This is a genomic window from Sphingomonas sp. CFBP 13733, from assembly GCF_014841795.1.
In the GTDB taxonomy this organism is placed as follows: Bacteria; Pseudomonadota; Alphaproteobacteria; order Sphingomonadales; family Sphingomonadaceae; genus Sphingomonas; species Sphingomonas aerolata.
Window position 1 is genome coordinate 203,320 of sequence record NZ_JACYUP010000004.1, and the last position, 26,836, is coordinate 230,155.

Consider the following 26,836-nt stretch of genomic DNA (forward strand, 5'->3'; position numbering starts at 1 on the left):
CCTAGTTCTTCAGTTTCCAGCCGCTTTTCAGCAGCATGTAGCACAGGGTGGCGAGCGCGACGTTGATCGCCAGGATGACGAGGCCGCCGACGAGCACCGGCGAATCGGCAACGCCCAGAAAGCCGTAGCGAAAGCCCGAGATGATGTAGAAGAACGGATTGACGTGGCTGAACGCGCGGAACGCGGGCGCCAGCGTGTCGACCGAATAGAAGGTGCCCGACAGCAGCGAGAGCGGCGCGACCACGAAGTTGGTCACCGCCGCGGCATGGTCGAACTTGTCCGCCCAGATCGACGTCAGCACGCCGAGCAGCGCAAGGAAGGTCGCGCCCAGCAGGCCGAACCACAGGATCGCGAGCGGCGCATGCGGCGTGACGTGGACGCCCGGATACAGCGCCATCGCCGCCCAGACGACGCACCCGACCAGCACCGCACGCGTCACCGCACCGCCGACCAGCGCGGCGAGCAGCTCGGCGGTCGACAGTGGTGGCTGAAGATAGTCGACGATCGTGCCCTGCATCTTGCCGACCAGCAGCGAAAAGCTCGCATTGGCAAATGCCGGGCCCATCATGCCCTGGCTGATGATCAGCCCGGGGGCGATGAAATCGGCGAACATCACGGTCTCGCCGCCGACCAGCACGGGGCGTTTGGCGCCCGTCGCGATGGTGAAAACGATCAGGAACAGCAATGTCGTCATCGCCGGCGCCCACACCGTCTGCAGCTGGACCTTGAAGAACCGGCGCACCTCCTTGATATAGAGGGTACGAAGTCCCTCCCAGTTCACGTTGCGAATGACGGGAACGCCGGGGGCGGATTGCACCGCCGACTGGATTTCGCCGATTGGGGGCTGGCTGCTCATGGGGGTTGCGGGTAATCGCTGCCGCTGTCGCCCGCAACCCGGTTGACGAAGACTATACCGGCCGACCCGAAGACTGAGGAACGAACATGTCCTGGACCGACGAGCGTATCGAGACGCTCAAGACGATGTGGGAAGCCGGCCAGACCGCCAGCCAGATCGCCGAAGCGCTGGGTGGCGTCAGCCGCAACGCCGTGATCGGCAAGGCGCACCGCCTTGAGCTTCAGGCGCGCCCGTCGCCGGTGAAGCCGAACGATCCCGACGCGAAGAACGCGGATGCGAAGTTGGCCGAGGCGAAGGCGGCCGAGGCCAGGCCGGCCGAGTCGCCCGTCGTCGACACGCCGCCCGTGGTCGCCGCCGAACCCGTCGCCGCAGCGCCGGCTCCCGCGCCTGAACCCGCACCGGTCGCCGCTACACCCGAGCCCGCACCGCGTGCGGCGCCCGTCGCTGCCGACGCGGATGAGGACGCCGACGAGGACGAGGATGAGGACGACGACGCGGTCGAACCCGCCGCCGCACCCGTCCGCGCACCGCAGCCGATCCTGCGCTCGATCGGACCCGGCGGCTTTCTCCGCCAGGCGCCCGGCGAACAGCAGCCGCCAAGCACGCCTGCTCCGCCGCGGCGTCTCGTCCCCGCCAAGCCTTCGCCTGAAATGGCGGGCAAGACGAGCCTGCTCGAGCTCAACGACCGGATCTGCAAATGGCCGCTCGGCCATCCCGGCGAGCCCGATTTTCACTTTTGTGGTGACAAGGTGAACCCGGGCTTCCCGTACTGCGTCGCGCATTGCGGTCACGCCTATCAGGCACAGCTGCCCCGCCGCGACCGCCGCCCGACGCCGCCACTCCCCTTCGGCGGCCCGCGCGCGCGCTGAGATTGGGGGGGGCGGTCTCGCCTCTCTCGCGCTCGGATATTATGGGAGTCGCGGAGCCAATCCCCAGCACCACCCCGGCGGAGGCCGGGGCCCAGTTGGGAAGGCTGTAGTAAAGGCGGGCAACACGTAGTTACCTCGGTCCCCCAACTGGGCCCCGGCCTTCGCCGGGGTGGATTTTGGGGTATCCACTGACCAGAACGTTGGGCCGCTTCTTGCTGAGAGGCGGCCTTTTTCTTGGATTTGCCAGGCGCTGGACTCAAGATCTGCGCGTCCCGCCGTCCAGCACCCCAGCACCACCCCGGCGAAGGCCGGTGCCCAGCTGGGAAGGCCGTAGTAACGGCGGGCAACGCGTGGTTGGCTTCGTCCCCTAACTGGACCCCGGCCTTCGCCGGGGTGGTGCCTTGGGGAAACCATATTCACAAAAAAAAGGGCCGCGTCCCGTGTCGGGAAGCGACCCTCTGTCCTCACCCGCGCCGCGGCGAAGCCGCGTCGTCGGACGTCGCCGTCGCGACGCCGGCCGAGCTTGGGTGGTGTGACGCCGTTTGGCGTCACACCACCCTGCGCTTAGAACCGGAATGCCGCCGTCGCGCGCAGGCTGTGCCAGCGGAACTTGTCGTCGCTGCGACGGAAGTCCGTGCCGGTCGTGTTCGGCGCCAGCACGAACGGGTTCGTCGCCGGCTGCGTGCCCTGCGTCACGCGTACGCGGAAGTCGTCGTCCTGATACTGGTGGAACATATATTCCATGCCGACCGAGATGTTCGGCGTGACCTTCTGCTCGATACCGCCGCCGCCGAGGATGCCGAACTGCTGGCGCTTGCCGCTCTGCTGATAGGCGTTGCCGGTGTTGGTGCTGTAGAAATCCCGGTCGATCTTGGCATAGCCCGCACCGAACGTGCCGTAGAACAGCGTGGTGTTGACGGCATAGCCTGCACGGCCGCGGATCGAGGCTTCCCAGTCGATGCTGCGCGTCATCACGTAGCTGGCGGGCGTCGTCGAGAAGGCGGTGACGCTGTCGGTGATCTCGCTCTTGCCGAATTCGCCGACCACACCGACGACGATGTTGCCGCGCTGCGTGTCCATGCCGACGCGGCCATAATACGCGGCGCCGTCCTTGTCCTTGCGGCAGCCGCGGCCACCGGTCAGCGTCGTGGCGGTCGTCGCGCCGTTGCAGAACCCGCTGCTGAACGCGTTGGCACCGGCTGCCGTCGTCACCGCATCCCCGAACCGCCCGTCGAGATTGCGGTCGAACAGGATCGACGATCCTGCATCGTTTGGCTGTACGTCATAACCACCCGCTGCGCCGACATAGAGACCGTTGAACGGTGCGTCCTCGGTGGTCTCCTGCGCGAATGCCGGCGATGCCGTGAGACCGAGAATGACCGCGCCAGCGAGGCCGGCATAGAGGGATGTGCGCATGTAAGCTCCGGATATGATTGATCTAAGACAGCCAAGAAACGGGGCGTCCCGCCAATATATCCGCGAACATGACAGAAAGTTCATGTTGTGGCTTTTCCGCAACAGCGGTTGCGCGCTTGCACGGATCGCTGGCTAAGCCATATACCACGTCATGCCAGAAGACCTGCCCGAAGGCCTGTTCACGACCCCGTCAAAGACCGCCCCGACCTATGACGCGTCCTCGATCGAGGTGCTCGAGGGGCTCGAACCCGTCCGCCGCCGCCCGGGCATGTATGTCGGCGGCACCGACGAGCGCGCGTTGCACCATCTCGCCGCCGAAGTGCTCGACAACGCGATGGACGAGGCGGTCGCGGGTCACGCGACGCGGATCGAGGTCACGCTCGAGCCCGGAAACCGCCTGACGATCGTCGACAATGGCCGCGGCATCCCGGTCGATCCGCATCCCAAATTTCCGGACAAGTCCGCGCTCGAGGTGATCCTCTCGACGCTGCATTCGGGCGGCAAGTTCGCGGGCAAGGCCTATGCGACCTCGGGCGGTCTGCACGGCGTCGGCATCAGCGTCGTCAACGCGCTGTCGTCCGACACTGTCGTCGAGGTCGCGCGCGACCGCCAGCTATACCGCCAGCGCTTCGCCAAGGGGCAGACGCTCGGCCCGATCGAGCGGCTCGGCACCACCCCCAACCGCCGCGGCACCAGCGTCGCCTTCACCCCCGATACCGAGATCTTCGGCAACGAGCTGCATTTCAAGCCGCAGCGGCTGCACAAGCTCGTCCGGTCCAAGGCCTATCTGTTCGCGGGCGTCGAGATTCGGTGGCACTGCGCGCCCGAACTGATCAGCGACGATACGCCCGCGCAGGCGGTGTTCCAGTTTCCCGGCGGGCTCGCCGACCATCTGCGCGACCAGGTCGCGGGCCGCGAATGCGCGACCGCCGACTTCTTCTCGGGCTCGCAGGATTTCCCGAGCGCGCACGGCGAGACGCAGGGGCGCGTCGAATGGGCGATCGCCTGGCCGCTGTGGAGCGACGGCTCGTACAGCTGGTATTGTAACACCATCCCGACCCCCGATGGCGGCACGCACGAACAGGGCCTGCGCCAGGCGCTGGTGCGCGGCCTCCGCGCGTTCGGCGATCTGGTCGGCAACAAGAAGACCAAGGATATCAGTGCGGACGACGTGATGATCGGCAGCGAGCTGATGCTGTCGGTGTTCATCCGCGAACCGCAATTCCAGAGCCAGACCAAGGATCGCCTGACCAGCCCCGAGGCCGCGGGCCTCGTCGAGAAGGCGGTGCGCGACCATTTCGACCATTTCCTCAGCCACAATATGGACCGCGGCAAGGCGCTGCTGAACTATGTGCTCGAGCGGATGGACGAGCGCCTGCGCCGCAAGCAGGAACGCGACGTCAAGCGCAAGACCGCGACGTCCGCCCGCAAATTGCGGCTGCCCGGCAAGCTGACCGACTGTTCCGCCAACTCGCCCGAGGGCACCGAGCTGTTCATCGTCGAGGGCGATTCCGCTGGCGGCTCGGCCAAGCAGGCGCGCGATCGCAAGACGCAGGCGATCCTGCCGATCCGCGGCAAGATCCTGAACGTCGCGTCCGCGACCAGTGCGAAGATCTTCGCGAACCAGGAAATCGCCGATCTGACGCTGGCGCTCGGCTGCGGCACGCGGAAGGACTGCGTGGCGGACAACCTGCGCTACGAGCGCGTAGTCATCATGACCGACGCCGACGTCGACGGCGCGCATATCGCGACGCTGCTGATGACGTTCTTCTTCCAGGAGATGCCCGACATCGTCCGGCGCGGGCACCTCTATCTCGCGCAGCCGCCGCTCTACCGTCTGACCGTCGGCACCAAGAGCGTCTATGCGCGCGACGACGCGCACCGCGCCGAACTCGAACGCACGGTGTTCAAGGGCAAGAAGGTCGATGTCGGCCGCTTCAAGGGGCTTGGCGAGATGAACCCAGGCCAGCTCCGCGAGACGACGATGGACCCCGCCACCCGCGGCATGCTGCGCATCACCCTGCCGCAGGAATATGAGGAGCGGGCAGGCGTGAAGGACCTGGTCGACCGCCTGATGGGCAACAACCCCGCGCACCGCTTTGCCTTTATCCAAGAAAATGCCGGCCGGCTGGACGAGGAAGCGATCGACGCGTGACCATTGGGGCAAGCGGGGGCCGTTCGATAGCCGCCCCCGCTTGCCTCCGGGATCACTGCCTGTGTGCGACCATCGTCGAGGTCTTCCCGTGTTTCAGGTCGTTGACCGCGGTGGTCATCGTCGTGCCGTCGGGCGAGAGCGACATCCTATACGTACCGATCGGCGTATCGCCCTCGTAATCGGTTTCGAACAGAGTCGTCGGTCCGGTCTGTTTCAGAGCGACCTTCGTCCAGCCCGGATCCCCGGTCACCGTTGCCGGCGGACCGTCGATCGTCGCGGCATAGGATATGCCGGTCGGCGTCGAGAAGGCCATGGTCTTACCGTCCTGTGCGAAGGTGAAGACGAGGCCCGTGTCGGATACCTGCGTATCCGTGGTTTCGCGCCACGCACCCGATAACGCATGGGCACCCGCCGGGGCGGGTGCGACGCGCGCATTGACCGTCGTTCCCGTCACCTCCACGCCGCTCGGTGCGGTCCGGTCGACAAAGGCGGAGGACGAACTCTGCCCGTCCGCGGCCAGCGTCACCGTCGCCTCGGCGACTGTCTTTCCGCTCTTCCGGAACGCGCGCTTGACCGTCGTCGCATCCACCACCGCGACCGATGCCTCGTCATAATAGGGATTGCCGACGATCGGGTGAAACGCGCCATCGGCGGGGAATTTCAGCGCGGGCTTGCACGTTGTACAGCTGAAGGTGCCCGCCTGCAGGAGGATGATCGAGGGCTTCTCTGCAGGCTTGCTCGCCTTCACATCTCCCTTCCAGGTGCCGTCGAACACGCCCTTGGCAAGCGCGGGGGTGGTGGCAAGAGCCATGGCCAGCATCACTGCCAGGCCGGTCGCATAGCGTTTCATACGTCAACCTCCTCTCGATGGGGACGCGACTGGGCTTGCGCCGGCGCGTTTGCGACGTCGGATGGAGCCGAGGGGAAGATTGCGCGTGCTGCCGGGGCGCCGCAAGCGGAGTCCGCGCCTTGGTACGGATCAGACAGGGCTGCGTCGGACGTCCGCGGTGTTGACGCCCATCCCCCGTCACCGGTATTAGGCGCCTCCGGGGCGGTCCATCACGGGCCGCCCTTCTCGTTTCGAAAAGGAAGCGCCTGTGACCATCACCCCGCTCATGCCCGTCTACCCGCGGTGTGGCGTGCGTCCGGTCCGAGGCGAGGGCGCCTATCTGTTCGGTGAGGACGGCCAGCAATATCTCGACTTCGCCAGCGGTATCGCGGTCAATGCGCTTGGCCATGGCCACCCGCATCTGACCAAGGCGATCGCCGACCAGGCCGCGACGTTGATGCACGTGTCGAACCTGTACGGGTCACCGCAGGGCGAACATCTCGCGCAGCGGCTCATCGACAATACGTTTGCCGACACCGTGTTCTTCACCAATTCGGGTGCGGAAGCGGTCGAGTGCGCGATCAAGACCGCGCGCCGCTATCATTTCGCGAACGGCAATCCCGAGCGTCATACGCTGATCACGTTCGACACCGCGTTCCACGGCCGCACGCTCGGCACGATCTCGGCGACCAACCAGGCCAAGATGCGCGACGGGTTCGAACCGCTGTTGCCCGGATTCGCTTATGCCAAGTTCAACGATCTCCAGGGTGCGCTCGCGCTGATCGACGACACCACCGCAGGGTTCCTGGTCGAGCCGATCCAGGGCGAGGGCGGTATCCGCCAGGCGAGCCCCGAATTCCTCCAGGGCCTGCGCAAGGCCTGCGACGAGCACGGGCTGCTGCTCGTCCTCGACGAGGTCCAGTGCGGCTATGGCCGGACCGGCAAGCTGTTCGCGCATGAACTCTACGGCATCACCCCCGATATCATGTCGGTCGCCAAGGGGATCGGCGGCGGCTTCCCGCTCGGCGCGTGCCTCGCGACCGAGGAGGCGGCCAAGGGCATGGTCGCGGGGACGCACGGCTCGACCTATGGCGGCAACCCGCTGGCGATGGCCGCGGGCGAAGCGGTGCTCGACGTGATCCTTGAGGACGGCTTCCTCGAACATGTCGCCACGATGGGCGACCGGCTGCGCCAGGGCCTCGAACAGATGATCCCCAATCACGATCACCTGTTCGACAGCGTGCGCGGCACCGGGCTGATGCTCGGGCTGAAGCTGAAAAGCGACAGCCGTGCGTTCGTCGCGTTCGCACGCGATCATCACAACCTGCTGCTGGTCGCAGCGGGCGAGAACGTCATCCGCATCCTGCCGCCGCTGGTGATCGACGAGAGCCATATCGCCGAATGCATCGACAAGCTGTCGACCGCCGCGCGCGTTTATGTGCCCGCCGCCGACGATTGAGCGCCTTTGCGCGGTCACTAAACCCCGTTCGTCCTGAGTAGCCACTGAGCGAAGTCGAAGTGGCGTATCGAAGGACTGGCCCGCTTGGGGCACTGTCCTTCGATATGGGTCTTCGGCTTCGCTCAGCCCCTACTCAGGACGAACGGAACTTCTTACGGGGTCGTTACCATGAACAACCGCCATTTCCTGAATCTCACCGACGCCGGCCCCGACGGCGTCGCCGCGATGCTTGCCGACGCGCTCGATCGCAAGGCCGCACGCGCCGGCTTCCCCAAGGGCCGCACGGATGCTGACGCCCCGCTTGCCGGCCACACGCTGGCGATGGTGTTCGAAAAAAACTCGACGCGTACACGGTTCAGCTTCGACATGGCGATCCGCCAGCTCGGTGGGACGTCGATCGTCGCCGATGCCGGCAGCATGCAGCTCGGGCGCGGCGAATCGATCGCCGACACCGCGCGCGTGCTGTCGGGCTATGTCGACGCGATCATGATCCGCACCGACGATCATGCCAAGGTCGAGGAGATGGCGCATCATGCCAGCGTCCCCGTCATCAACGGGCTGACCGACGCGTCGCATCCGTGCCAGATCATGGCCGACCTGCTGACGATCATCGAAAGCGGCAAGGCGCTGCCCGGGCTAAAGGTCGCGTGGCTGGGCGATGGCAACAACGTGCTCGCCTCGATCGTCGAGGCCGCCGGGCTGATGCAGTTCGACGTCGTCGCCGCCTGCCCGCAGGGGTTCCAGCCCGAGGAGGAGGCGATCGTCCGCGCCTCGGGGCGCGCGCGCGTCGTTGCTGACCCGCGCGAGGCGGTCGAAGGTGCGGACATCATCGTCACCGACACCTGGATCTCGATGGGGCAGGCCAATGCCGAGAGCAAGCTGAAGGCCCTTGCCCCCTATCAGGTCGACGCCGCACTGATGGCGCTCGCGCGGCCCGATGCGAAGTTCCTCCACTGCCTCCCCGCGCATCGCGGCGAGGAGGTCACGCCCGAGGTGATCGACGGTCCGCAGTCGCTGATCTGGCAGGAGGCCGAGAACCGCCTCCACGCGCAGAAATCGGTGCTGCGCTGGTCCTTCGGGCAGATCGGCTGAAGCGCCCGGTTGGTTGATCGGGCGCACGTCAGCCCCCATTTCCGTCATTCCCGCGGAGGCGGGAATCCATAAACTCCGAGCTGGTGGTGAGACCACCAGCGTATGTCGCTCTGCATCCCCGCCCGCGCGGGGATGACGCCGCGACGGGGGATGCCGAAGGAACGATGGTGAACGACCCCAACATGACCGATCTCGACCGCGCGCTGGCGTTTGCTATCCCCGCGCGCAGCGCTCGCGGCAGGATCGTCCGGCTCGGCACCGCGCTCGACGAGGTGCTCGCCGCGCATGCCTATCCGCCCGCGATCGAGAAACTGCTCGCCGAGGCGCTGACGCTCGCCGCGCTGATCGGCTCGACGCTGAAGGACGCGAGCGGCCAGCTGACGATGCAGACCCGGACCGACAATGGCGTCGTCCAGCTGCTGGTCTGCGATTATCGCGGCGGTGAGGTGCGCGGCTATATCGAATATGACGCGGACAAGCTTGCCCAGGCGCCCGCCGAGCCGACCCTGTTCGCCTTGTTCGGCCAGGGCTATATCGCGATCACCTTCGACATGGCGAGCAGCAACGAGCGGTATCAGGGCATCGTCCCGCTCGACGGCGATACGCTGTCTGAGGCCGCGCAGAGCTATTTCACCCAGTCCGAGCAGATCCCGACAATGGTCCGCACCGGCATGGCGAAGGGCCCCGACGGGCGCTGCGTCGCGGGCGGTCTGTTCCTCCAGCATCTGCCTGAGGGCGAGGACGGCCGCGAGCGGCTTCACACCAAGCTCGACCATCCCGAATGGGAGCATGTCGCGACGCTCGGCAACACGATGGGCGCGGACGAGCTGACCGATGCGACGCTGCCGCTCGAGACTTTGGTGTGGCGGCTGTTCAACGAGGACAGCGACGTCCGCATCCTCGCCGATATTCCCATCACACGCGGCTGCCGGTGCGATCCCGACTATATCCGGGGCGTGATTGCGAAATTCCCGATCGACGAACGCCGCGACATGGCGGACGAGAGTGGCTTCATCCAGGTCGACTGCGCATTCTGTGCAAAGAAATTCCCAGTTCCGGTCGAGGAATGACGCGTTTCTCGGGCACGCGACGGCGGGAAATTGCGCGGCGTTAATGCGCTGTTTACCGCGCCGGGCTATACCTCCCTCGTGCTTTAGAGATTTCAGCACGTTTCTCCCTTGAGGCTGCTATTAGCGCCAACCTTTCAGGGCCGCCTTCGGGCGGCCCTTTCTTTTTGCCGCGGTCTGGCCTAGCGCGTCGCGCATCATGACATCATCAGCTCCCTTAGCGGTCGCCCTCGTCTCGGGCGGCCTCGACTCGATGGTTTCCGCCGCCATGCTGCGGGAATCCGGCCGGCGCCTGCTCGCGCTGTCGTTCGATTATAACCAGCGCCACCGCGTCGAGCTCGACGCCGCGCGCCGCGTCGCCACCGCGCTCGGCGCCGAACGCCACATCGTCCTGCCGATGGACCTGTCCGCGTTCGGCGGCTCGGCGCTCACCGCGGATATCGACGTGCCCAAGGACGGCGTCGGCACCGATGATGCGGGTGGTATCCCCGTCACCTATGTTCCCGCCCGCAACACGATCTTCCTCAGCCTTGCGCTTGGCTGGGCCGAGGCGGCGGGCGCTCGCGATATCTATATCGGCGTCAACGCGCTCGATTATTCGGGCTATCCGGATTGCCGTCCCGAATTCATCGCCGCATTCGAGGGGCTGGCCGAGCTCGCGACCAAGGCGGGGGTCGAGGGCGATCCGTTCCGCATCCAGGCGCCGCTTCAGCACATGACCAAGGCGGATATTGTCCGTGAGGGCACGCGGCTCGGGCTCGACCTCGGGCTCAGCTGGTCGTGCTACGATCCGACGCCAGACGGCAAGCATTGCGGCGAGTGTGACAGCTGCCGGCTCCGGTCGCGCGGCTTTGACGAGGCGGGGATCGCGGATCCCACCGTCTACGCGGTCAAGCCGGTCTGACATGAGTTACGCGGTCAAGGAAATGTTCCTGACGCTGCAGGGCGAGGGCGTGAATGCCGGCCGCCGGGCGGTGTTCGTGCGCTTTGCCGGGTGCAATCTGTGGTCGGGACGCGAACAGGATCGCGCGACCGCGGTCTGCCGGTTCTGCGATACCGATTTCGTCGGCACCGACGGGCTGGGCGGCGGCAAGTTCGCCGATGCGCGCGCGCTGGCGGACGCGGTTGCGGGGTTCTGGGGTGCCGGGACGCAGGACCGGTTTGTCGTGCTCACCGGGGGCGAACCGATGCTCCAGATCGACGATGCGATCGTCGATGCGCTTCACGCGGCAGGCTTCCGGATCGCGATCGAGAGCAACGGCACCCTGCCGGTCCATCCCGGCATCGACTGGGTATGTATCAGCCCCAAGGCGGGCAGCGTCGTCGTCCAGCGTCATGGCGACGAGCTGAAGCTGGTCTGGCCGCAGCCCGGTACCGACATCGCCGATATCGAGACATGGGACTTCGCGAACCTGCTGCTCCAGCCGCTCGACGACCCGCAGGCGGATGCCAATCGCGATGCCTGTGTCGCGCTGGTGATGGAGCGTCCGCAATGGCGTCTGTCGCTCCAGACGCACAAGATGCTGGGGCTGCGCTAGGCCGCGCCTTCCCGCTCCGGCAGGGAAAGCCCCCGGCTCAAGGGCCGGGGGGTAAACGTTCAGCGGTTGGCGATGCCAACGCCCGCCGCGGGGGGCCAGTCGAGCGCGCCGCACTTCTTGGCAACCCATTCCGCCTTCTTGTTCCAGCAGATCGGGTCGAGCCGCGGCATCTTCACCCGGTCGCGGCCGATATAGCGCGGGAAACGCTGTTCGCCCCAGGGGATCAGGCTGTTGCGCAACTCGCGCGTGCGCTGCAGCGTCAGATCGCCGAACTGCCCGCGCGGCGTGAACAGCGCGTCACGGCCGATCGATGCGGTCGTCTGGCAAAAGCCATATTGCGCCGCGACGGTCGCGAAGTTCGAATAGGTGCGCGTCCCGAACTGGTCGAGCGCGGCCTGGCCGGCCTTGACGCCCTTGGCCTTGTTGACGCGGAGGAAGTATTTGCCGAGCGTGTCGAAGGCGCCCTGCAGTTCGGTGCCGTGATCGGCGAGGATCGCATTATAGTTCGACACCGTCAGCAGCGTCGGTTCGAACTGGCACTGGAGCGCCGCGACGTTCAGCGCCGCGCGCATGTGCCAGACCATCGCCGCGCGCTTCTCCGCGCTGGTGGCGTCGGGCATCGGCTGGCCGAGATCGGCCTCGTCCCCGGTCACCGCCGGCGCGGAGAAATCGCGTGATTGCAGAAAAAACTGGGCCGAGGCGGGCTGAGCCAACGCCATCGAGCCGCTCGCCGCGCAGAGCGCCAGCGCAGTACGCACCATCTTCATTCCCAACTCCCCGGGCATTCCATGCCGAGATTTCTAAAGCGTTTCTTGCCAACTCCCAACTGTTTTGAGTGGCCCTGCAGCCGATCGTGGCTTCGAGTACGATCCGGGCCGCAGATTTCCGTCGCAGCCGAAACGAGATCGCGCATCGCGGCCGATCGACCAGGCTCGGGATGGCATCGCGCATCCCGCCGCCCAGCGGTCGCCTTGGCCCCAACGACAAGGGGCCGCCCGGTTTCCCGGACGGCCCCCCGCATCACATAATCTTCCGAAACCGGAAAATTACATCATGTTGTTGGTCATCATGGTGTCGTTCGACATCATCGTGTCGTTCGCCATCATGCCGTCGTTCATCGCACCGTCAACGGCGGTCATGTTGTCGGTCATCGTGTCCATGCCTTCGGTGGCATTCATGTCGGTGACCATCGTGTTGTCGGTCGTGGTCTCGGTCTTCGGACCGCATGCCGAAACGGCAAGCGCTGCGCTGGCGATCAGCGAACCGGTCAGAACCTTGGAGATGAGTGAACGCATTTGGAAGCTCCCTAGATAGAGGATTTGGTAGGCCTGGAGGCCAGGTATATACCCAAATCGTAGTGGACATTAATCTGTAAAGGCCTGGCCCTCAAGCCTCGTTTTCTTGAGCCAAAGAAAGTGTTTCAAGGAACACGCCGCTCGTCAACGTCAGGGCAGCGTCAAAAGTTGCCATGTCGACCTTCGTGCCCAGCGATTTCAGGCTGGTAACGGGGTATTCCGCAAGGCCGCACGGCACGATTCCGCCGAAATGCGTCAGGTCAGGATCAATATTGACCGCAAAACCGTGCAGCGTCACCCAGCGCTTCACGCGCACGCCGATCGCACCGATCTTCGCCTCGCGGCCGCCGAGATTGGGATCGCGCGTCCAGATGCCGACACGGCCCTCCACCGAAAACGCCGCGACGCCAACCTCGCCGAGCGCCGCGATCACCCAGTCCTCGACCGCATGGACGAAGCGCCGGACGTCGCGCCCGCGTCGCCCGAGGTCGAGCACCAGATAGCCGATCCGCTGCCCCGGCCCGTGATAGGTGTATTTGCCGCCCCGTCCGGTATCGAAAACGGGAAAGCGCGGATCGACCAGGTCGACCGGATCCGCGCTGGTCCCCGCGGTATAGACCGGCGGGTGCTCGAGCAGCCAGATCAACTCGCGCGCATCGCCTGCGGTCACCGCGGCGGCGCGCGCCTCCATTTCGGCGAGCGCGGCGGCATAGGGGGTCAGGCCGGTATCGGTCCGCCATTCGAGCCCGTCGATGCGCGACGGTGGATTCGCGGGCGCGTGGCGGCCGGAGGTCGGGAAGGGGGAAGCGGTCACGCGACCCATCTGCGCACTTGCCGCCGGTGATGCAAGCGGGCGGGGGCCTGCCACGCCGGCTGGTCCAACCGTCGCGGGAGTGGTCAAGGCCTGGGGCTTGGGCTACGTCGCGGCGGTATCGGGCATGCGTGCCAGGCGGCGAACGGGGAACAGGCGGATGGGAAGAGGCGTGAAAATCGGCACGGTCTGGGATCGTACCACCGAGGTCCTGTCGGGGCGTAGCGGCCAGATCGCGGCGGTGGCGTTGCCGACCCTGGTCCTCCCGCCGGTCGTCAACAATGCGCTCGTCCTGCTCGTCCCGCCGCAGCCGGCGGTGCAGGTCGTCGCCGGCATCGTCGCCGTGGCGTCCGCGTTGCTCGCGATCCTGGGGTCGCTCGCGATCCTCGCGCTGGCGACGCAACCCTCGACCGGCCGCACCGACGCCTATCGTCAGGCCTGGGCGCGGCTGCTGCCCGCGCTCGGCGTGTCGCTCGTCGTCGGACTGATCGCGCTGGTCCTGATGGCGCCGGTGTTCATCGCGCTGATCGCGTCGCATTTCGACTTTGCCGCCGCGTCCGCTGCCGCCAGCGCGCCCGCGCGAATGCCGCAGCTGCCGCGTGCGACGGCGATGTTCGTCGTGCTCTACAGCCTTGCGCTGATCCTGCTCGCCATCTGGGCCAGTGCGCGGCTGATGCTGCTGACCGCGGTCGTGCTCAACGAGCGGCTCGGGCTCGGCGCGATCCGCCGCTCGATCGCGCTGACCCGCGGGCTCACCTGGAAGCTGATCGGCGTGCTTCTGCTGTTCGCGATCGTGTTCGCGATCGCCACCTTCGCGGCGCAGGCCGTTGTCGGGCTCGTCTTTCGCCTGATCCTCGGCGGGGACCAGATCCCGACCGCGATGTTCCTCGCCGGAATCGCCGGCGCGCTTGCCAGTGCGGCGCTGATGGCGCTCGCCTATGTCTTCACGGCACAGCTCTATGTTGCCACCCGAGAGAAACCGATCACCGAATGAAAATCGACTTTACGGGCGTGTTGAAAGACGCCTGGGCCCTGTTCAAGCGCGACCGCGATCTGCTTCTCCGGATCGCCGGGCCCTTCCTGTTCCTGCCTGCCTTCGCGCTCGCGCTCGTCGTGCCCGACCCGCCGCTGCCCGATGCGGCGACGCGCGGCGACGAGGCGCAGGCGCTGGTCTGGGCGCAGGCGGTGACCGATTGGGCGGGGGCGAATGGCGGCTGGTACTGCCTGGCCTATGCGCTCAGCTTTTTCGGCATGGCGGCGGTCTATACGCTGTATCTCGATCGTGACCGGGTCGATATCGGCACGGCGCTCAGGCGTTCTGCCACGCTCCTGCCGCGCTATCTGCTCGCGATGATCCTGGTGTCGCTGCCGGCGGGGGCGGGGCTGCTGCTCTATGCGATCCCCGGCCTCTACATTCTCGGCCGGACGATGATGACCGGGCCGGTGCTCGTCGCCGAAGGACCGATCGGCGCGTTCGCCGCGATCCGGCGCAGCCTGTCGCTGACGCGCGGCGCCGGTCTGCCGCTCATGTCGCTCGCCGCGTTCGGCTATATGAGCGGTTGGCTGCTCGGCATGCCGTTCATGGCGCTCGATGGCGCGATGCGCGACGGTGGACAGGGCAATCCGGTGGCGATCGCGCTCGTCGATGCCGGCGCGGCGGCGGCTGCCACCGCCTCGGGGGTCGCGATGGCGCTGATCGCGGTGTCGGTCTATCGGCGGCTGGCGCGCTAGGCGGTCGCGGACCGGCGTGATCCGCCCGCGGGTCTAGCGGCGTTCGCCCAGAAACGGGATCTGCGGCGCGACGTCGGCGGGCAGCATCCCGGTCGCGCGCGGATCGGGAAAGGTCTCGATCGTCCGCCGCGTCGCGACGAAGCCCTGAGCGCGGTAGAAGCCGAGCGCGTTTGGATGGTCGAGCGTACAGGTGTGCAGCCAGACCCGCTCGACACCCCTGGTCCAGGCCCGGGCAAGCGTCTCCGCCATCAGCCACCGACCATGTCCCTGACCGGCGAGTTCGGGGATCAGCCCGAAATAGGAGATCTCGCAAGCGCCCGCCCGGCGCAGGTCAAGTTCGAGCATCCCCACCTCGATCCCCGCCGGGTCGATCACCGCGTGCACGGCAATGCCCGGATCGCCAAGGATCGCGGCGAGCGCGGCATCGTCCATCGCCAGCCTTGAGAACCACAGCCAGCGCGATCCGACCCGGGCGAACAGCGCGCGATAAGACTCCAGCGTCGGCCGCTCCCAGCGCACCAACCGCAGCCGCGACGTCGGCATCGGCCTGAGCGGCGGCTTGCGCGGCATTTCGAGCGTGGTCACGATCGTGGCGAGCACGTCGTTGGCGACGGGGATCAGCGCCACCGGGCCCCGCTCACGACCAGGTCGCGCGGGGCGGCAGGCTCATCAGGATCGCCTCGATATTGCCCCCGGTCTTCAGCCCGAACAGCGTGCCGCGGTCATAGACGAGGTTAAACTCGGCATAACGACCGCGCCATTCGAGCATCGCGGCCTCGTCCTGCGGTGTGAACGGCGTGTCCATCCGCCGCCGGACGATCCGCGGATAGGCGTCGAGAAACGCCTCGCCGACGTCGCGCGTGAACGCGAAATTGGCGTCGAAATCGCCGTCGAGATGATCGAAGAAGATCCCGCCGACGCCGCGGTTCACCTTGCGGTGGGGAATCTGGAAATAGGTTTCCGCCCAGTCCCGGAAGCGCGGGTAATAGGCCGGGTCGTGCGCGTCGCAGGCGGCCTTCATCGTCGCATGGAAATCGGCGGTGTCCTCGACGATCGGCAGCGGCGGGTTGAGATCGCCGCCACCGCCGAACCAGCGCTTGGTCGTGTTGAGGAAGCGGCAGTTCATGTGCACCGCTGGGACGTGCGGGTTGGCCATGTGCGCGACCAGGCTGATCCCGGTCGCGAAGAACCGCGGATCCTCGCCCGCACCGTGGATCGACTTGGCGAACTCGCCCTCGAAAATGCCGCCGACAGTCGAGACGTTGACGCCGACCTTTTCGAACACCTTGCCCTTCATGACGCCGCGCACGCCGCCACCGCCGGGTTCACCCGACGGATCGATCCGGTCCCAGGGGGTATAGTCGAACACGGCATCCGACCCGGCCTCGCGCTCGATCGTCTCGAACTCCGCGCAGATCCGGTCGCGCAGCGATTCGAACCAAATGCGGGCGGCGGCTTGCTGGGGGTCGAGCTCGGTCATGGCACCGTCCTACAAATCCTGGTCGGGGCGGGGAAGGGGCGCGTTCGCCCGACACTCCCCCCGGTCGTTCAGGCGGGCCAGCCGTCCGTCTGCCGCAACGCCTCTGCCGCGACGATCGCGGTCGCGACCGAGATGTTCATCGACCGCAGGCCGGGACGCATCGGGATCAGCACGCGCAGGTCGGCGCGGGCATGGACGTCGTCGGGCACGCCCGCGCCCTCGCTGCCCATCAGCAGCACGTCGTTGGACTGGAACGTCGCCGCGTCGAGCCGGACCGCGCCCTTCGTCGTCAGCAGGACGATGCGCCCGCGGACCTGGTCGCAAAACGCCGCCCAGTCGACATGCCGGACGATCTCGACCGCGCCGACATAGTCCATCCCGGAGCGCGCGACCGCCTTTTCGTTCCAGGTGAACCCCATCGGCTCGATCAGATCGACCGCCAGCCCGAGACAGGCGGCGGTCCGCAAAATGGCGCCGACATTGCCGGCGATATCAGGTTGGTAGAGGGCGATACGCATACCGCTGCCTCTAATCCGGAACGCGCCGCAGTCAAAATGCTGTTGGCAAAGCGGGCTCGCGCCGTCTATCACCTATGGGCCTCCGTGGGGACGGTCGGGCAGGATGGGCGTGCGGTGCGGCGAACCGGCATGCGCATCGGGCCACGAGAATAAAGATAAACTGCAAGGGCGAGATGAATGGCGATAGTCGACGACATGGTTCCACCCGGCGAGTCGCCTGAACCGTTTCACGAAGAGGCGCACGACCCGCGCCGCCGCGATTTCATCAATATCGCCGCCGTATCCTTCGCCGGGGTCGGCGCCGTCGCGATCGTCCTGCCGCTGATCAACCAGATGAACCCGTCGGCCGACGTGCTGGCGCAGTCGACCACCGAGATCGACCTGTCGAAGATCCTGCCGGGCCAGGCGATCAAGACGAGCTTCCGCAAGCAGCCGCTGTTCGTGCGCAACCTGACGCCGAAGGAAATCAGCGAGGCCGACGCCGTCGACGTATCGACGCTGCGCGACCCGCAGACGCTCGCGGAGCGGACCAAGGCGGGCAAGAAGAACTGGCTGATCACGCTGGGCGTCTGCACGCATCTCGGTTGCGTCCCGCTCGGCGCTGGCGAGGGTGAGAACAAGGGCCCGTTTGGCGGCTATTTCTGCCCGTGCCACGGCTCGGCCTACGATACCGCCGCGCGCATCCGCAAGGGCCCCGCACCGACCAACCTTCAGGTGCCGGACTATGCCTTCAACTCCGACACCGTCGTAACGGTAGGCTGAGGAAACAACCATGAGCTTTCCCTGGGCCAAGCAATACGAACCGAAGCTGCCGCTGACGCGGTGGCTGGATGAACGGCTTCCCGTTCCCCGGCTCGTCTACAACGCGGTCGGCGCCGGTTACCCGGTCCCGCGCAACCTCAATTATTTCTGGAATTTCGGCGTCCTTGCCGGTGCCGCGCTGGCGATCCAGATCATCACCGGCATCACGCTGGCGATGCATTACGCCGCGAACGGCGCGGTCGCGTTCGACTCGGTCGAACACATCATGCGCGACGTCAATGCGGGCTGGTTCCTGCGCTATGCGCACGCCAACGGCGCGTCGATGTTCTTCATCGTCGTCTACACGCACATCTTCCGCGGGCTCTATTACGGCTCGTACAAGGCGCCGCGCGAGATGGTCTGGCTGCTCGGCGTGACGATCTTCCTGCTGATGATGGCGACCGCGTTCATGGGCTATGTCCTCCCCTGGGGGCAGATGAGCTTCTGGGGCGCGCAGGTCATCACCGGCTTCTTCTCGGCGATCCCGCTGGTCGGCGACACCATCCGCATCTGGCTGCTCGGCGGATTCGCGCCGGACAACGCCGCGCTCAACCGCTTCTTCTCGCTGCATTATCTGCTGCCGTTCGTGATTGCGGGCGTCATCATCCTGCACATCTGGGCGCTGCACATCCCGGGGTCGAACAACCCGACCGGCGTCGACGTGAAGGGCAAGCAGGATACCGTGCCGTTCCACCCCTATTACACCGCGAAGGACGGCTTCGGGCTCGGCATCTTCCTGCTGGTGTTCGCCGGCCTGCTGTTCTTCTTCCCGAACTATCTCGGCCATCCGGACAATTACATCCCGGCGAACCCGCTCTCGACGCCCGCGCACATCGTCCCCGAATGGTATTTCTGGCCGTTCTACGCGATCCTGCGCGCCTTCACCGCGGACTTCATCCTGCCCGCCAAGCTCTGGGGCGTGCTGGCGATGTTCGGCTCGATCCTGCTGCTGTTTTTCCTGCCGTGGCTCGATAATTCGCCGGTGCGCTCGATGAACTACCGTCCCAAGGCGCGGATCGCGTTCTGGGTGCTGGTCGCCGACATCCTGATCCTGGGCTATTGCGGCGGTGCACCGGCGACGGCGACCTATGTGATCCTCAGCCAGATCTGCGCTGCCTATTATTTCGCGCATTTCCTGATCATCCTGCCGCTGATCTCGCGGTCCGAACGGCCCCGGCCGCTGCCCAATTCGATCACCGAGGCGGTGCTGGCCAAGCGTGGCGGGACGAGCCCGGCGCACACCGCGCTCTCCCCCAAGCCCGCGCACTGATACGGACTAGAGGATACATATATGGTTCGTCTCATCGCATCCCTGGTCGGCGCCGCCTTTGTGCTGGTGCTCGGCATCGCGCTCTTCGGCAGCGTGTCGGGCGTCATCACCGACCCCGTCGCGCCGTCCGCCGAGAGCGTCGCGCACAAGCATCCCAAGGAGCTCGAGCTCGCCTCGAACGGCGTCTTCGGCAAGTTCGACCGCCGTCAGCTCCAGCGCGGGTTCCAAGTCTACAAGGAAGTATGCTCGGCCTGCCACTCGCTGCGGCTGGTGTCGTTCCGCGATCTCCAGAAGATCGGCTATTCGGAGCCCGAGGTTAAGGCGATTGCCAACCAGTGGGTGATCGAACAGCCGACGATCAACCCCGAAACGGGCGAGGCCGCGACCCGCAAGAACATCCCGTCGGATCGCTTCCCGTCGCCGTTCGCCAACGAGGTCGCTGCCCGTGCCGCCAACAACAACGCACTGCCACCCGATCTTTCGCTGATCACCAAGGCACGCGAGGAGGGCACCGCTTATGTCCATTCGCTGCTGACCGGCTACACCACGCAGCCTGCGGCGTTGCTCAAGCAGTTCCCGGACATCAAGACGCCCGAGGGTCTCTACTACAACCCGTATTTCGCGAACCTCAACATCGCGATGCCGCCGCCGATCACGGCGGACGACCAGGTCGCCTATGCGGACGGGACCAAGGCGACGAAGGAACAGATGTCGGCCGACGTCTCGGCCTTCCTGACCTGGACGGCAGAGCCCAACCTGGAGTCGCGGCACGCCGTCGGCGTCGCGTCGATCCTCTTCATCCTCGTCTTCTGCGGCCTTGCCTGGGGCGCCTATCAGAACGTCTGGCGTGACGTGAAGCATTGATCCCGCGCCGCGGCTATCGCGGCATCAGGGCGTGAACGACGGCGGATCGGGGCAACCCGGTCCGCCGTTTCGCGTTTGGCGACCCGCTGGCTGCCCGTGTCCGTGCCTGGGTCCCGGCGCCACGCCCCCATGGCCCACCTGCGGTCCCGGCGCGCGTCAGCCGTCGTTCATGGAACCTGCGGTAGGTCGGTATTGTTGTGCGACCAATAGCGGCGCGTTGGGTCCGCTCTCCAGGTACGGGAGATTTTCGATGTTTTTCAAGCGACTAGGACTGGTCAGTCTCGCCATTGGTGTCGGCCTCGGCGTGGCCGGTTGCACCGATGGGTATGGCTATGGCGGCGGCGGGATCGGCTATGCGAGCGATCCCTATTATGGCGGCGGCTACGGCAACGGCTATTATGACGGCTATGGCGGCGGATACGGCGCTGGTTATGCGGGCGTCGGGCTCGGCTCCTATTATGGCTGGTATGGCGACTATTATTACCCGGGTACCGGCGGATACGTCTATGATCGCAACCGTCGTCCGCACCGCTGGAACGGTGCGCAGCAGCGCTATTGGCAGGGGCGTCGCGGCAATTACCGCGGTGCCGGCAACTGGGGCAATTTCGCCCGCGGCAACAGCCCCGCCGCGCGCGACTACCGCCAGGACCGGCGTGGCGCGAACCGCGACTTCCGTCAGGGTCGGCGCGAAGACCGCAACCAGCTGCGCGACGGCCAGATCACGCGCGAGCAATATCGCGGCGAACGACGTGAAGCGCGGCAGAGCTATCGTGGCGAGGCACGTCAGGACCGGCGTGAATATCGTCAGCAGCGCGGCAATGGCGGTGGGTTCCGCGGTCGTGGCGGCGGCGGCGGCGGCCGGGGCGGCACCTATATGAACGTCCCCGTCCCGAAGTGACGGATCAGGATGCAGGCGCGCCCGTCGGGCGCGTCTGCATCAGCGCGTTCGACACGAACGTCATCACCATCACGTCGTCCTGATTGAACACCTGCATCCGGCTCTTCACGATCCCCATTTCGGGGCGGCTGGCGGAAACCCGTTTGTCGAGCACCTCGGTCACGCAGCGCAGCGTGTCCCCCGGATAGACGGGCTTCAGCCATTTGAGTTCATCGATCCCGGGCGATCCGAGACTCGCCTGACGGTGCTCACCGATATGCTCAACCAGCATCGCCATCGTCATCGCGCAGCTATGCCAGCCGCTTGCCGACAATCGACCGAAATGCGTCTTTGCCGCGGCCTCGTCGGACAGATGGAAGGGCTGCGGGTCGTATTTCTCGGCAAAGGCGATCACCTCGTTGCGCGTCACCGGATAGTGGCCGAACGCCGCGGTCGCCCCGACTGCGATATCTTCGAAATACTGCACGCCCGCTGCTCCTCCTATCGTCGCAGCACCTTTTGGAAGGGCGCGTCGTTGCCGTCCAGCCCCGGTTCCGCGGGCAGCCCGATCAGGTCGCGGAGCAGTGGCTCGACCGCGACATTGTCGAAGCTCGCGATGGTCTTGCCACCGATGAACGCAGGACCGTTGGCGATGAACAGCGCGCGCATTTCGGGGGCGGCATTGTCATAGCCGTGCGAGCCGCCGGCCGAGACCTTGGTGGGCGTCGTCCGATCGACGCGCCAGCCGACATCGGCGAGGCACAGATAGCTCGGGACGCGCGGATTGCGGCCATAATGGAACCGCGCCGGGATCTCCGCCTTGCGCCAGCATTGCAGGTGGTCGTGCTTGCGCAGCAGTCTGGCCTCGAGTGCGGCCTCATGCCCGGGGACCGCGAACATCGTCGCATAGGCGCCCGTCTCGACAAGGCGATAGTCGGCCGGTGCCGCGATCCGGTCCATCGCGACGACGCGCGTGCTGCTGGTCGCCGCCATGCCGTGATCCGACACGATGACCAGATTGGCCGGCTGGCCGAGCGTCGCGAGCCCGTCGACGAGGCTGCCGATGCTGCCATCCACCTCGGCGGCTGCCTGCGTGGTCAGGGGGGAGTCGGGGCCATTGTCGTGCGCGGCCACGTCGACGGTATCGAAATACAGCGTCACCAGCTTTGGCCGGATCGTGGCCGGTCGCCGCATCCAGTCGAGCACCGCGTTGACGCGCTGCGTGGCGCTGATCTGCTGGTTGAACTGCTGCCAGTCCTGCGGCCGGGTGCCGCCGTCGATCGCGCCGTGGCTGTTGGGTTTCGGCGTACCGCCGACCGCGACATTGGCGCCCGGCCAGAACATCGTTGCGGTGCGGATTCCCGCTTTTTCGGCGTCGACCCAGATTGGCGAGCTTTGGCTCCACCAGAAGGGATCGTCGCTCGCCATGGTGAATTTCTCACCGGGCCGCGCGGGATCCTCCATCGTGTTGCCGACGACGCCGCTGCGATCGGGTCTGAGCCCGGTCACCAGGGTCCAGTGATTGGGGAAGGTGACGCTCGGGAAGGACGGTCGCATCGCCGCAAAGACGCCGCCGGCGCGCAACCTGTTCAGGTTCGGCGTGACGCCCCGGTCGAGATAGTCGGGGCGGAAGCCATCGATCGACACGAGGATCGTCACCGGTGCCCGGACCGCCAGCGGCGGCGCGCCCTGAGGAGCGGCGGTGGCGGTAGCGGGGGCAGCCTGAGTCACCGGCGCGAGGGCAGGCGGCGTATGGGGATAGGCGCAGCCCGCGAGCATGAGCGCCAGTGCCGAAAACGTCGCTCGTGTCATGCCGTATGTCCTGCTCGGTACGCATGGCCCCCGGCGCACGACCTGCGCACAGGGGCCGTTACAATATGGGGATCAGCTGTGCAGGAAGTGCATCACGTCGCCGTCATGGACGACATAGGCCTTGCCCTCGGCGCGCAGCTTGCCCGCCTCGCGCGCCTTGGATTCGCCGCCGAGCGCGATGAAGTCGTCGAACGCGATCGTCTCGGCGCGGATGAAGCCCTTTTCGAAATCGCCGTGGATCTCGCCTGCCGCCTGCGGCGCGGTCGCGCCCGCATGGACGGTCCAGGCGCGTGCCTCCTTCGGGCCGACCGTGAAGAAGGTCAGCAGGTGGAGCAGCTTGTACCCTGCGGTGATGACGCGAGCGAGGCCGGTCTCTTCCAGCCCCAGCTCGCCCAGGAATTCGCCACGATCCTCGACGGGCATCGTCGCGATCTCGGCCTCGATCGCCGCCGACACGACGACCGCCTCGGCGCCCTCGGCCGCAGCCTTCTCGAACACGCGCGCCGACAGCGCATTCCCGTTCGCGGCATCGCCCTCGTCGACATTGCAGACGTACAGGACGGGCTTGGCGGTCAGCAGCTGCGCCTGTGCGAACACGCGCGCCTCGTCCTCGTCCTTGGGCACCGTCAGCCGTGCGGGCTTGCCCTCGCGGAGCAGCTCGAGCGCCTGGCCGAGCACGGCGGCGCCGATCTTGGCCTCCTTGTCGCCCTGCATGCCCTTCTTGGCGAGGTTGGGGACGCGCTTCTCCAGGCTTTCGAGATCGCTCAGCATCAGCTCGGTCTCGACGGTCTCGGCATCGGCGATCGGGTCGACCTTGTTGTCGACGTGAGTCACGTCGCCATTCTCGAAACAGCGCAGCACGTGGACGATCGCGTCGACCTCACGGATGTTGCCGAGGAACTGGTTGCCGAGCCCTTCGCCCTTCGACGCTCCGCGCACGAGGCCGGCGATGTCGACGAAGCCGAGCTGGGTCTCGATGATCTTCTGCGAGCCGGCGATCTTTGCCAGCGCGTCGAGCCGCTTGTCGGGCACGCCGACATTGCCGACGTTCGGCTCGATGGTGCAGAACGGATAGTTCGCCGCCTGCGCCGCGGCCGTCTGCGTCAGCGCGTTGAAGAGGGTGGACTTGCCAACGTTCGGCAGCCCCACGATGCCGCAGCGAAAACCCATGATATGCCCTTGGTATAAGATTGTGCGGGCGCTTTAGGGCAGGGCGAGAAGGAACGCCAGCAAGGACGCCTACGCACATGACCGAGCGCGACTCCCCTTATCTCTCCCACCCCGGCGAAGGCCGGGGCCCAGTTGGGGGACGTCGCTTATTGAGGTCGGCACGCCGTTACTGCCACCTTTCCAACTGGGCCCCGGCCTTCGCCGGGGTGGTCGCTGATTTCAACGTTCTACTGATCGACCTAAACGATTGCCGCAATGCAGCAAAATTATCGTACCGCTCGGTAGATATTGCGAGTCCCGTGCGTATATCGCGCTCTGCCAGTCAGAATTAGGAATAGCATGACCACCACCGCCAAGGGCTACGCCGCCCAGTCGCCCGAGACGCCGCTCGCACCGTTCAGCTTCGAACGCCGCGCGCCGGGCAAGACCGACGTCGCGATCGACATCGCATTCTGCGGCGTCTGCCATTCGGACCTCCACACCGCCAAGGGCGAGTGGGAAGGCACACTGTATCCGTGCGTTCCGGGCCATGAGATCGTCGGCCGCGTCACCGCGGTTGGTGACGACGTCACCAAGTTCAAGGTCGGCGACATCGCCGGCGTCGGCTGCATGGTCGACAGCTGCGGCCAGTGCCCGTCCTGCACCGACGGCGAGGAGCAATATTGCGAGACGACCGGGTTCGTCGGCACGTATAACGGCCCCGATCCCGTGCTCGGCGGTCACACCTTCGGCGGCTATTCGGACCATATCGTTGTCGACGAGGGCTTCGTGCTGAAGGTCTCGCATCCCGAGGCCGATCTCGCCGCGGTCGCGCCGCTGCTCTGCGCCGGGATCACGACCTATTCGCCGCTGAAGCACTGGAAGGTCGGCCCCGGCCAGAAGGTCGGCATCGTCGGTCTCGGCGGTCTCGGTCACATGGGCGTCAAGATCGCCAACGCGATGGGCGCCGAGGTCTATGTCTTCTCGACCTCGCCGAACAAGCGCGACGATGCCAAGCGTCTCGGTGCCAAGGACCTGATCGTGTCGAAGGACGCCGATGCGATGGCGGAGCATGCGAACAGCTTCGACTTCATCCTCAACACCGTTGCTGCGCCGCACAATCTCGACCCGTTCCTCGAGCTGCTCAAGCGCGACGGCACGATGACCCTGGTCGGCGTGCCTGCCGAGCCGCACCCGTCGCCGTCGGTCGGCAACCTGATCTTCCGCCGTCGCCAGCTGGCAGGCTCGCTGATCGGCGGGATCGCGGAGACCCAGGAAATGCTCGATTTCTGCAACGAGCACGGGCTGGTCTCGGACATCGAGATGATCAAGATGGACGAGATCGAGCCGGCCTATGACCGCATGGTCAAGAGCGACGTGAAGTACCGCTTCGTCATCGACATGGCGTCGATGAAGACGGCGTAACCACTTCTACTCCCTCCCCTTCAAGGGAGGGGCGGGGTGGGGCATTGCCGTAAGGGTCATCATTTGTGGCTAAGCTTCACCCCAACCCTCCCCTGAAGGGGAGGGGAAAGATACGGCAACACCACCACCCCGGCGAAGGCCGGGGCCCAAATGGGAAGGCCAATCTGATGAAGGGCAATCCTTCGTTAGCGACGTTCCTTAATTGGGCCCCGGCCTTCGCCGGGGTGGTGCTTTGCCTGCCGAACTGTCTCAGCCGCCCCGATCACCACCGATAATTGAAACTGATGCTGATCCGCTCGCCCTTGGCGACATTGGGCACGACCTCGTGACGCAGCCAGCTCTCCCACAGGAACACGCTGCCCGGCTTCGGCACCGCATAGACGAACGTCCGCAGATCCTCCGGCGCGTCGTCGAGCCGGGTCGGCGCGGCCATCATCATCGGCAGCCGCGGATCCTCCAGCTTCAGCGCGCCGGCCCCTTCCGGAATCGTCACGTACATCGTCCCCGACACGACGCTGTGCGGGTGGATATGCCCAGAATGCGCGCCGCCCGGCTTCAGGACGTTCACCCACAGGCTGTCGAGCTTCAGCTTCCGCCCGCCCAGATCGAACGCGCAGTCCCTGGCGAACGCGGCGACATGCTTGTTGAGCAGCCGCACCAGATCGCCGAAGCGCGGGTCGCGCAGCGGCAGGTCGTTCAGCGAGGCGTAGGACGTGTACCCGCGATAGCCATGCGCCTTGGACCAGCCGATCCCGGCGCGGTCCTCCTTGGCCAGTTCGCGCGAGGCGTCCTCCAGCTCCTCGACCAGATCATCGTCGCCGAGATCGGCCTCGTAGAAGCGCGTGGCGAACAGCGAGCGGGTGGTCATGGTTGCATCCTCACAGCGACGTCGTTCATGAAGCGGACGTCGTCGCCCGCCGCCAGCCATGCCGCCTCCGCGGCGATCGCGCCGAGCATGTCGGACAGCGGCTCGATCTCGGTCTTGGCGTAATTGCCGAGCACATAGCCGGTGACGCGGTCCTTGTGCCCCGGATGCCCGATCCCGAGCCGCACGCGACGGAAATCGGGGCCCAGATGCTGGTCGGTCGATCGCAGCCCGTTATGCCCCGCGGTCCCGCCGCCGGTCTTCACCTTGACGCGGAAGGGGGCGATGTCGAGCTCGTCGTGGAACACCGTCAGTGCGTCGACGTCCAGCTTGTAGAAGCGCAGCGCCTCGCCGATCGCGCGGCCGCTCTCGTTCATGAAGGTCGCGGGCTTCAGCAGCAGGATCTTCTGCGTGCCGATCCGGCCCTCCTGGGTCCAGCCTTGGAACTGCTTCTTGACCGCGCCGAAGCCGTACACCGCGGCGATCGCGTCGGCGACCATGAACCCGACATTGTGCCGGTGCATCGCATATTGCGCCCCCGGATTGCCGAGTCCCGCCCAGATCTGCACGTGCTATTCTCCAAAAACGATCGTTGCCCGCGCCCCAAATCGTCATTCCCGCGGAGGCGGGAACCCATAGTGGCAAACCTCTCGATTC

General features: G+C 66.2%; 28 protein-coding genes. 14 read left to right on the forward strand and 14 right to left on the reverse strand.

Features of this window, described 5'->3' with window-relative positions; all coding sequences use genetic code 11:
* Position 1: 1 nt before the first annotated feature.
* Positions 2–856, reverse strand: coding sequence for an ABC transporter permease (locus IFT71_RS13515; RefSeq protein ID WP_192141504.1), 855 nt, complete (start codon positions 854–856; stop codon positions 2–4).
* A gap of 86 nt (positions 857–942) precedes the next feature.
* On the opposite strand from IFT71_RS13515, the gene IFT71_RS13520 reads away from it, so the two are divergent.
* On the forward strand, positions 943–1,725 hold the full coding sequence (locus tag IFT71_RS13520) for a GcrA family cell cycle regulator (RefSeq protein ID WP_183937072.1): 783 nt from the start codon (positions 943–945) through the stop codon (positions 1,723–1,725).
* Between the two features lie 564 nt (positions 1,726–2,289).
* Here the strand turns inward: IFT71_RS13520 and IFT71_RS13525 are convergent.
* On the reverse strand, positions 2,290–3,141 hold the full coding sequence (locus IFT71_RS13525; protein WP_192141506.1) for an outer membrane protein: 852 nt from the start codon (positions 3,139–3,141) through the stop codon (positions 2,290–2,292).
* Between the two features lie 151 nt (positions 3,142–3,292).
* Between IFT71_RS13525 and parE the strand changes: the two genes are divergently transcribed.
* Entirely contained in the window at positions 3,293–5,296 is a 2,004-nt protein-coding gene (gene parE, locus IFT71_RS13530) for a DNA topoisomerase IV subunit B (RefSeq protein WP_043157211.1), read from the forward strand.
* 52 nt (positions 5,297–5,348) lie between these two features.
* On the opposite strand, the gene IFT71_RS13535 is transcribed toward parE, so the two are convergent.
* Positions 5,349–6,146, reverse strand: coding sequence for a hypothetical protein (locus IFT71_RS13535; RefSeq protein WP_192141508.1), 798 nt, complete (start codon positions 6,144–6,146; stop codon positions 5,349–5,351).
* A 247-nt stretch (positions 6,147–6,393) separates the two neighbouring features.
* On the opposite strand from IFT71_RS13535, the gene IFT71_RS13540 reads away from it, so the two are divergent.
* The 5 genes from IFT71_RS13540 to queE all read left to right on the forward strand — a co-directional run bounded on the left by IFT71_RS13540 (position 6,394) and on the right by queE (position 11,281).
* Positions 6,394–7,584 carry an acetylornithine transaminase gene (locus tag IFT71_RS13540; protein WP_192141510.1) on the forward strand — a complete coding sequence of 397 codons (1,191 nt, stop codon included), beginning with the start codon at positions 6,394–6,396 and terminating at the stop codon, positions 7,582–7,584.
* 168 nt (positions 7,585–7,752) lie between these two features.
* Positions 7,753–8,676, forward strand: a complete 924-nt coding sequence (gene argF, locus IFT71_RS13545) for an ornithine carbamoyltransferase (protein WP_192141512.1) — start codon at positions 7,753–7,755, stop codon at positions 8,674–8,676.
* 164 nt (positions 8,677–8,840) lie between these two features.
* On the forward strand, positions 8,841–9,746 hold the full coding sequence (gene hslO, locus IFT71_RS13550) for an Hsp33 family molecular chaperone HslO (protein WP_192142037.1): 906 nt from the start codon (positions 8,841–8,843) through the stop codon (positions 9,744–9,746).
* Between the two features lie 196 nt (positions 9,747–9,942).
* Entirely contained in the window at positions 9,943–10,647 is a 705-nt protein-coding gene (queC, locus tag IFT71_RS13555) for a 7-cyano-7-deazaguanine synthase QueC (RefSeq protein ID WP_056406059.1), read from the forward strand.
* 1 nt (position 10,648) lies between these two features.
* Positions 10,649–11,281, forward strand: a complete 633-nt coding sequence (gene queE / locus IFT71_RS13560) for a 7-carboxy-7-deazaguanine synthase (RefSeq protein ID WP_107930082.1) — start codon at positions 10,649–10,651, stop codon at positions 11,279–11,281.
* 59 nt (positions 11,282–11,340) lie between these two features.
* Here queE and IFT71_RS13565 read toward each other — a convergent pair whose 3' ends face one another.
* The 3 genes from IFT71_RS13565 to lipB form a co-directional block, all read right to left on the reverse strand.
* A complete protein-coding gene (locus IFT71_RS13565; RefSeq protein WP_192141514.1) occupies positions 11,341–12,048 on the reverse strand; it encodes a hypothetical protein in 708 nt (235 codons plus the stop codon).
* A gap of 279 nt (positions 12,049–12,327) precedes the next feature.
* Positions 12,328–12,576, reverse strand: coding sequence for a hypothetical protein (locus IFT71_RS13570; RefSeq protein WP_031396007.1), 249 nt, complete (start codon positions 12,574–12,576; stop codon positions 12,328–12,330).
* 91 nt (positions 12,577–12,667) lie between these two features.
* The gene (gene lipB / locus IFT71_RS13575) at positions 12,668–13,330 is read right to left on the reverse strand and encodes a lipoyl(octanoyl) transferase LipB (RefSeq protein ID WP_342212675.1); all 663 of its coding nucleotides are present in this window, start codon (positions 13,328–13,330) and stop codon (positions 12,668–12,670) included.
* Between the two features lie 229 nt (positions 13,331–13,559).
* Here lipB and IFT71_RS13580 point away from each other — a divergent pair, with 229 nt between their 5' ends.
* Both IFT71_RS13580 and IFT71_RS13585 read left to right on the forward strand, forming a co-directional pair.
* Positions 13,560–14,381 (forward strand): hypothetical protein, encoded by an 822-nt coding sequence (locus IFT71_RS13580; protein WP_192141516.1) that lies wholly within the window; start codon positions 13,560–13,562, stop codon positions 14,379–14,381.
* Entirely contained in the window at positions 14,378–15,118 is a 741-nt protein-coding gene (locus IFT71_RS13585; RefSeq protein ID WP_037529614.1) for a hypothetical protein, read from the forward strand. The genes IFT71_RS13580 and IFT71_RS13585 overlap by 4 nt, the downstream gene beginning before the upstream one ends.
* A gap of 33 nt (positions 15,119–15,151) precedes the next feature.
* Here IFT71_RS13585 and IFT71_RS13590 read toward each other — a convergent pair whose 3' ends face one another.
* The 3 genes from IFT71_RS13590 to IFT71_RS13600 all read right to left on the reverse strand — a co-directional run bounded on the left by IFT71_RS13590 (position 15,152) and on the right by IFT71_RS13600 (position 17,116).
* Entirely contained in the window at positions 15,152–15,745 is a 594-nt protein-coding gene (locus tag IFT71_RS13590; protein ID WP_192141518.1) for a GNAT family N-acetyltransferase, read from the reverse strand.
* Between the two features lie 10 nt (positions 15,746–15,755).
* The gene (hemF, locus tag IFT71_RS13595; RefSeq protein WP_192141520.1) at positions 15,756–16,598 is read right to left on the reverse strand and encodes an oxygen-dependent coproporphyrinogen oxidase; all 843 of its coding nucleotides are present in this window, start codon (positions 16,596–16,598) and stop codon (positions 15,756–15,758) included.
* Positions 16,599–16,666: 68 nt separating this feature from the next.
* Entirely contained in the window at positions 16,667–17,116 is a 450-nt protein-coding gene (locus IFT71_RS13600; RefSeq protein ID WP_192141522.1) for a tRNA (cytidine(34)-2'-O)-methyltransferase, read from the reverse strand.
* Positions 17,117–17,311: 195 nt separating this feature from the next.
* On the opposite strand from IFT71_RS13600, the gene petA reads away from it, so the two are divergent.
* The 4 genes from petA to IFT71_RS13620 all read left to right on the forward strand — a co-directional run bounded on the left by petA (position 17,312) and on the right by IFT71_RS13620 (position 20,949).
* Positions 17,312–17,878 carry a ubiquinol-cytochrome c reductase iron-sulfur subunit gene (gene petA, locus IFT71_RS13605; RefSeq protein WP_042467607.1) on the forward strand — a complete coding sequence of 189 codons (567 nt, stop codon included), beginning with the start codon at positions 17,312–17,314 and terminating at the stop codon, positions 17,876–17,878.
* Positions 17,879–17,888: 10 nt separating this feature from the next.
* Entirely contained in the window at positions 17,889–19,187 is a 1,299-nt protein-coding gene (locus tag IFT71_RS13610) for a cytochrome b (RefSeq protein WP_031393565.1), read from the forward strand.
* A 21-nt stretch (positions 19,188–19,208) separates the two neighbouring features.
* The gene (locus IFT71_RS13615) at positions 19,209–20,051 is read left to right on the forward strand and encodes a cytochrome c1 (RefSeq protein ID WP_192141524.1); all 843 of its coding nucleotides are present in this window, start codon (positions 19,209–19,211) and stop codon (positions 20,049–20,051) included.
* 250 nt (positions 20,052–20,301) lie between these two features.
* The gene (locus tag IFT71_RS13620; RefSeq protein ID WP_192141526.1) at positions 20,302–20,949 is read left to right on the forward strand and encodes a hypothetical protein; all 648 of its coding nucleotides are present in this window, start codon (positions 20,302–20,304) and stop codon (positions 20,947–20,949) included.
* Between the two features lie 4 nt (positions 20,950–20,953).
* On the opposite strand, the gene IFT71_RS13625 is transcribed toward IFT71_RS13620, so the two are convergent.
* The 3 genes from IFT71_RS13625 to ychF all read right to left on the reverse strand — a co-directional run bounded on the left by IFT71_RS13625 (position 20,954) and on the right by ychF (position 23,910).
* Complete coding sequence (locus tag IFT71_RS13625) at positions 20,954–21,415, reverse strand: MaoC/PaaZ C-terminal domain-containing protein (RefSeq protein ID WP_192141528.1); 462 nt, start codon at positions 21,413–21,415, stop codon at positions 20,954–20,956.
* A 14-nt stretch (positions 21,416–21,429) separates the two neighbouring features.
* A complete protein-coding gene (locus IFT71_RS13630; RefSeq protein WP_244654932.1) occupies positions 21,430–22,740 on the reverse strand; it encodes an alkaline phosphatase family protein in 1,311 nt (436 codons plus the stop codon).
* Between the two features lie 72 nt (positions 22,741–22,812).
* Positions 22,813–23,910 carry a redox-regulated ATPase YchF gene (ychF, locus tag IFT71_RS13635; RefSeq protein WP_192141530.1) on the reverse strand — a complete coding sequence of 366 codons (1,098 nt, stop codon included), beginning with the start codon at positions 23,908–23,910 and terminating at the stop codon, positions 22,813–22,815.
* A 339-nt stretch (positions 23,911–24,249) separates the two neighbouring features.
* On the opposite strand from ychF, the gene IFT71_RS13640 reads away from it, so the two are divergent.
* Entirely contained in the window at positions 24,250–25,314 is a 1,065-nt protein-coding gene (locus IFT71_RS13640) for an NAD(P)-dependent alcohol dehydrogenase (RefSeq protein ID WP_192141532.1), read from the forward strand.
* A gap of 262 nt (positions 25,315–25,576) precedes the next feature.
* Here IFT71_RS13640 and IFT71_RS13645 read toward each other — a convergent pair whose 3' ends face one another.
* Both IFT71_RS13645 and pth read right to left on the reverse strand, forming a co-directional pair.
* On the reverse strand, positions 25,577–26,182 hold the full coding sequence (locus IFT71_RS13645) for a TIGR02466 family protein (protein WP_192141534.1): 606 nt from the start codon (positions 26,180–26,182) through the stop codon (positions 25,577–25,579).
* Entirely contained in the window at positions 26,179–26,748 is a 570-nt protein-coding gene (pth, locus tag IFT71_RS13650) for an aminoacyl-tRNA hydrolase (protein ID WP_192141536.1), read from the reverse strand. Before pth ends, IFT71_RS13645 begins: the two co-directional genes overlap by 4 nt.
* Between the last annotated feature and the right edge of the window lie 88 nt (positions 26,749–26,836).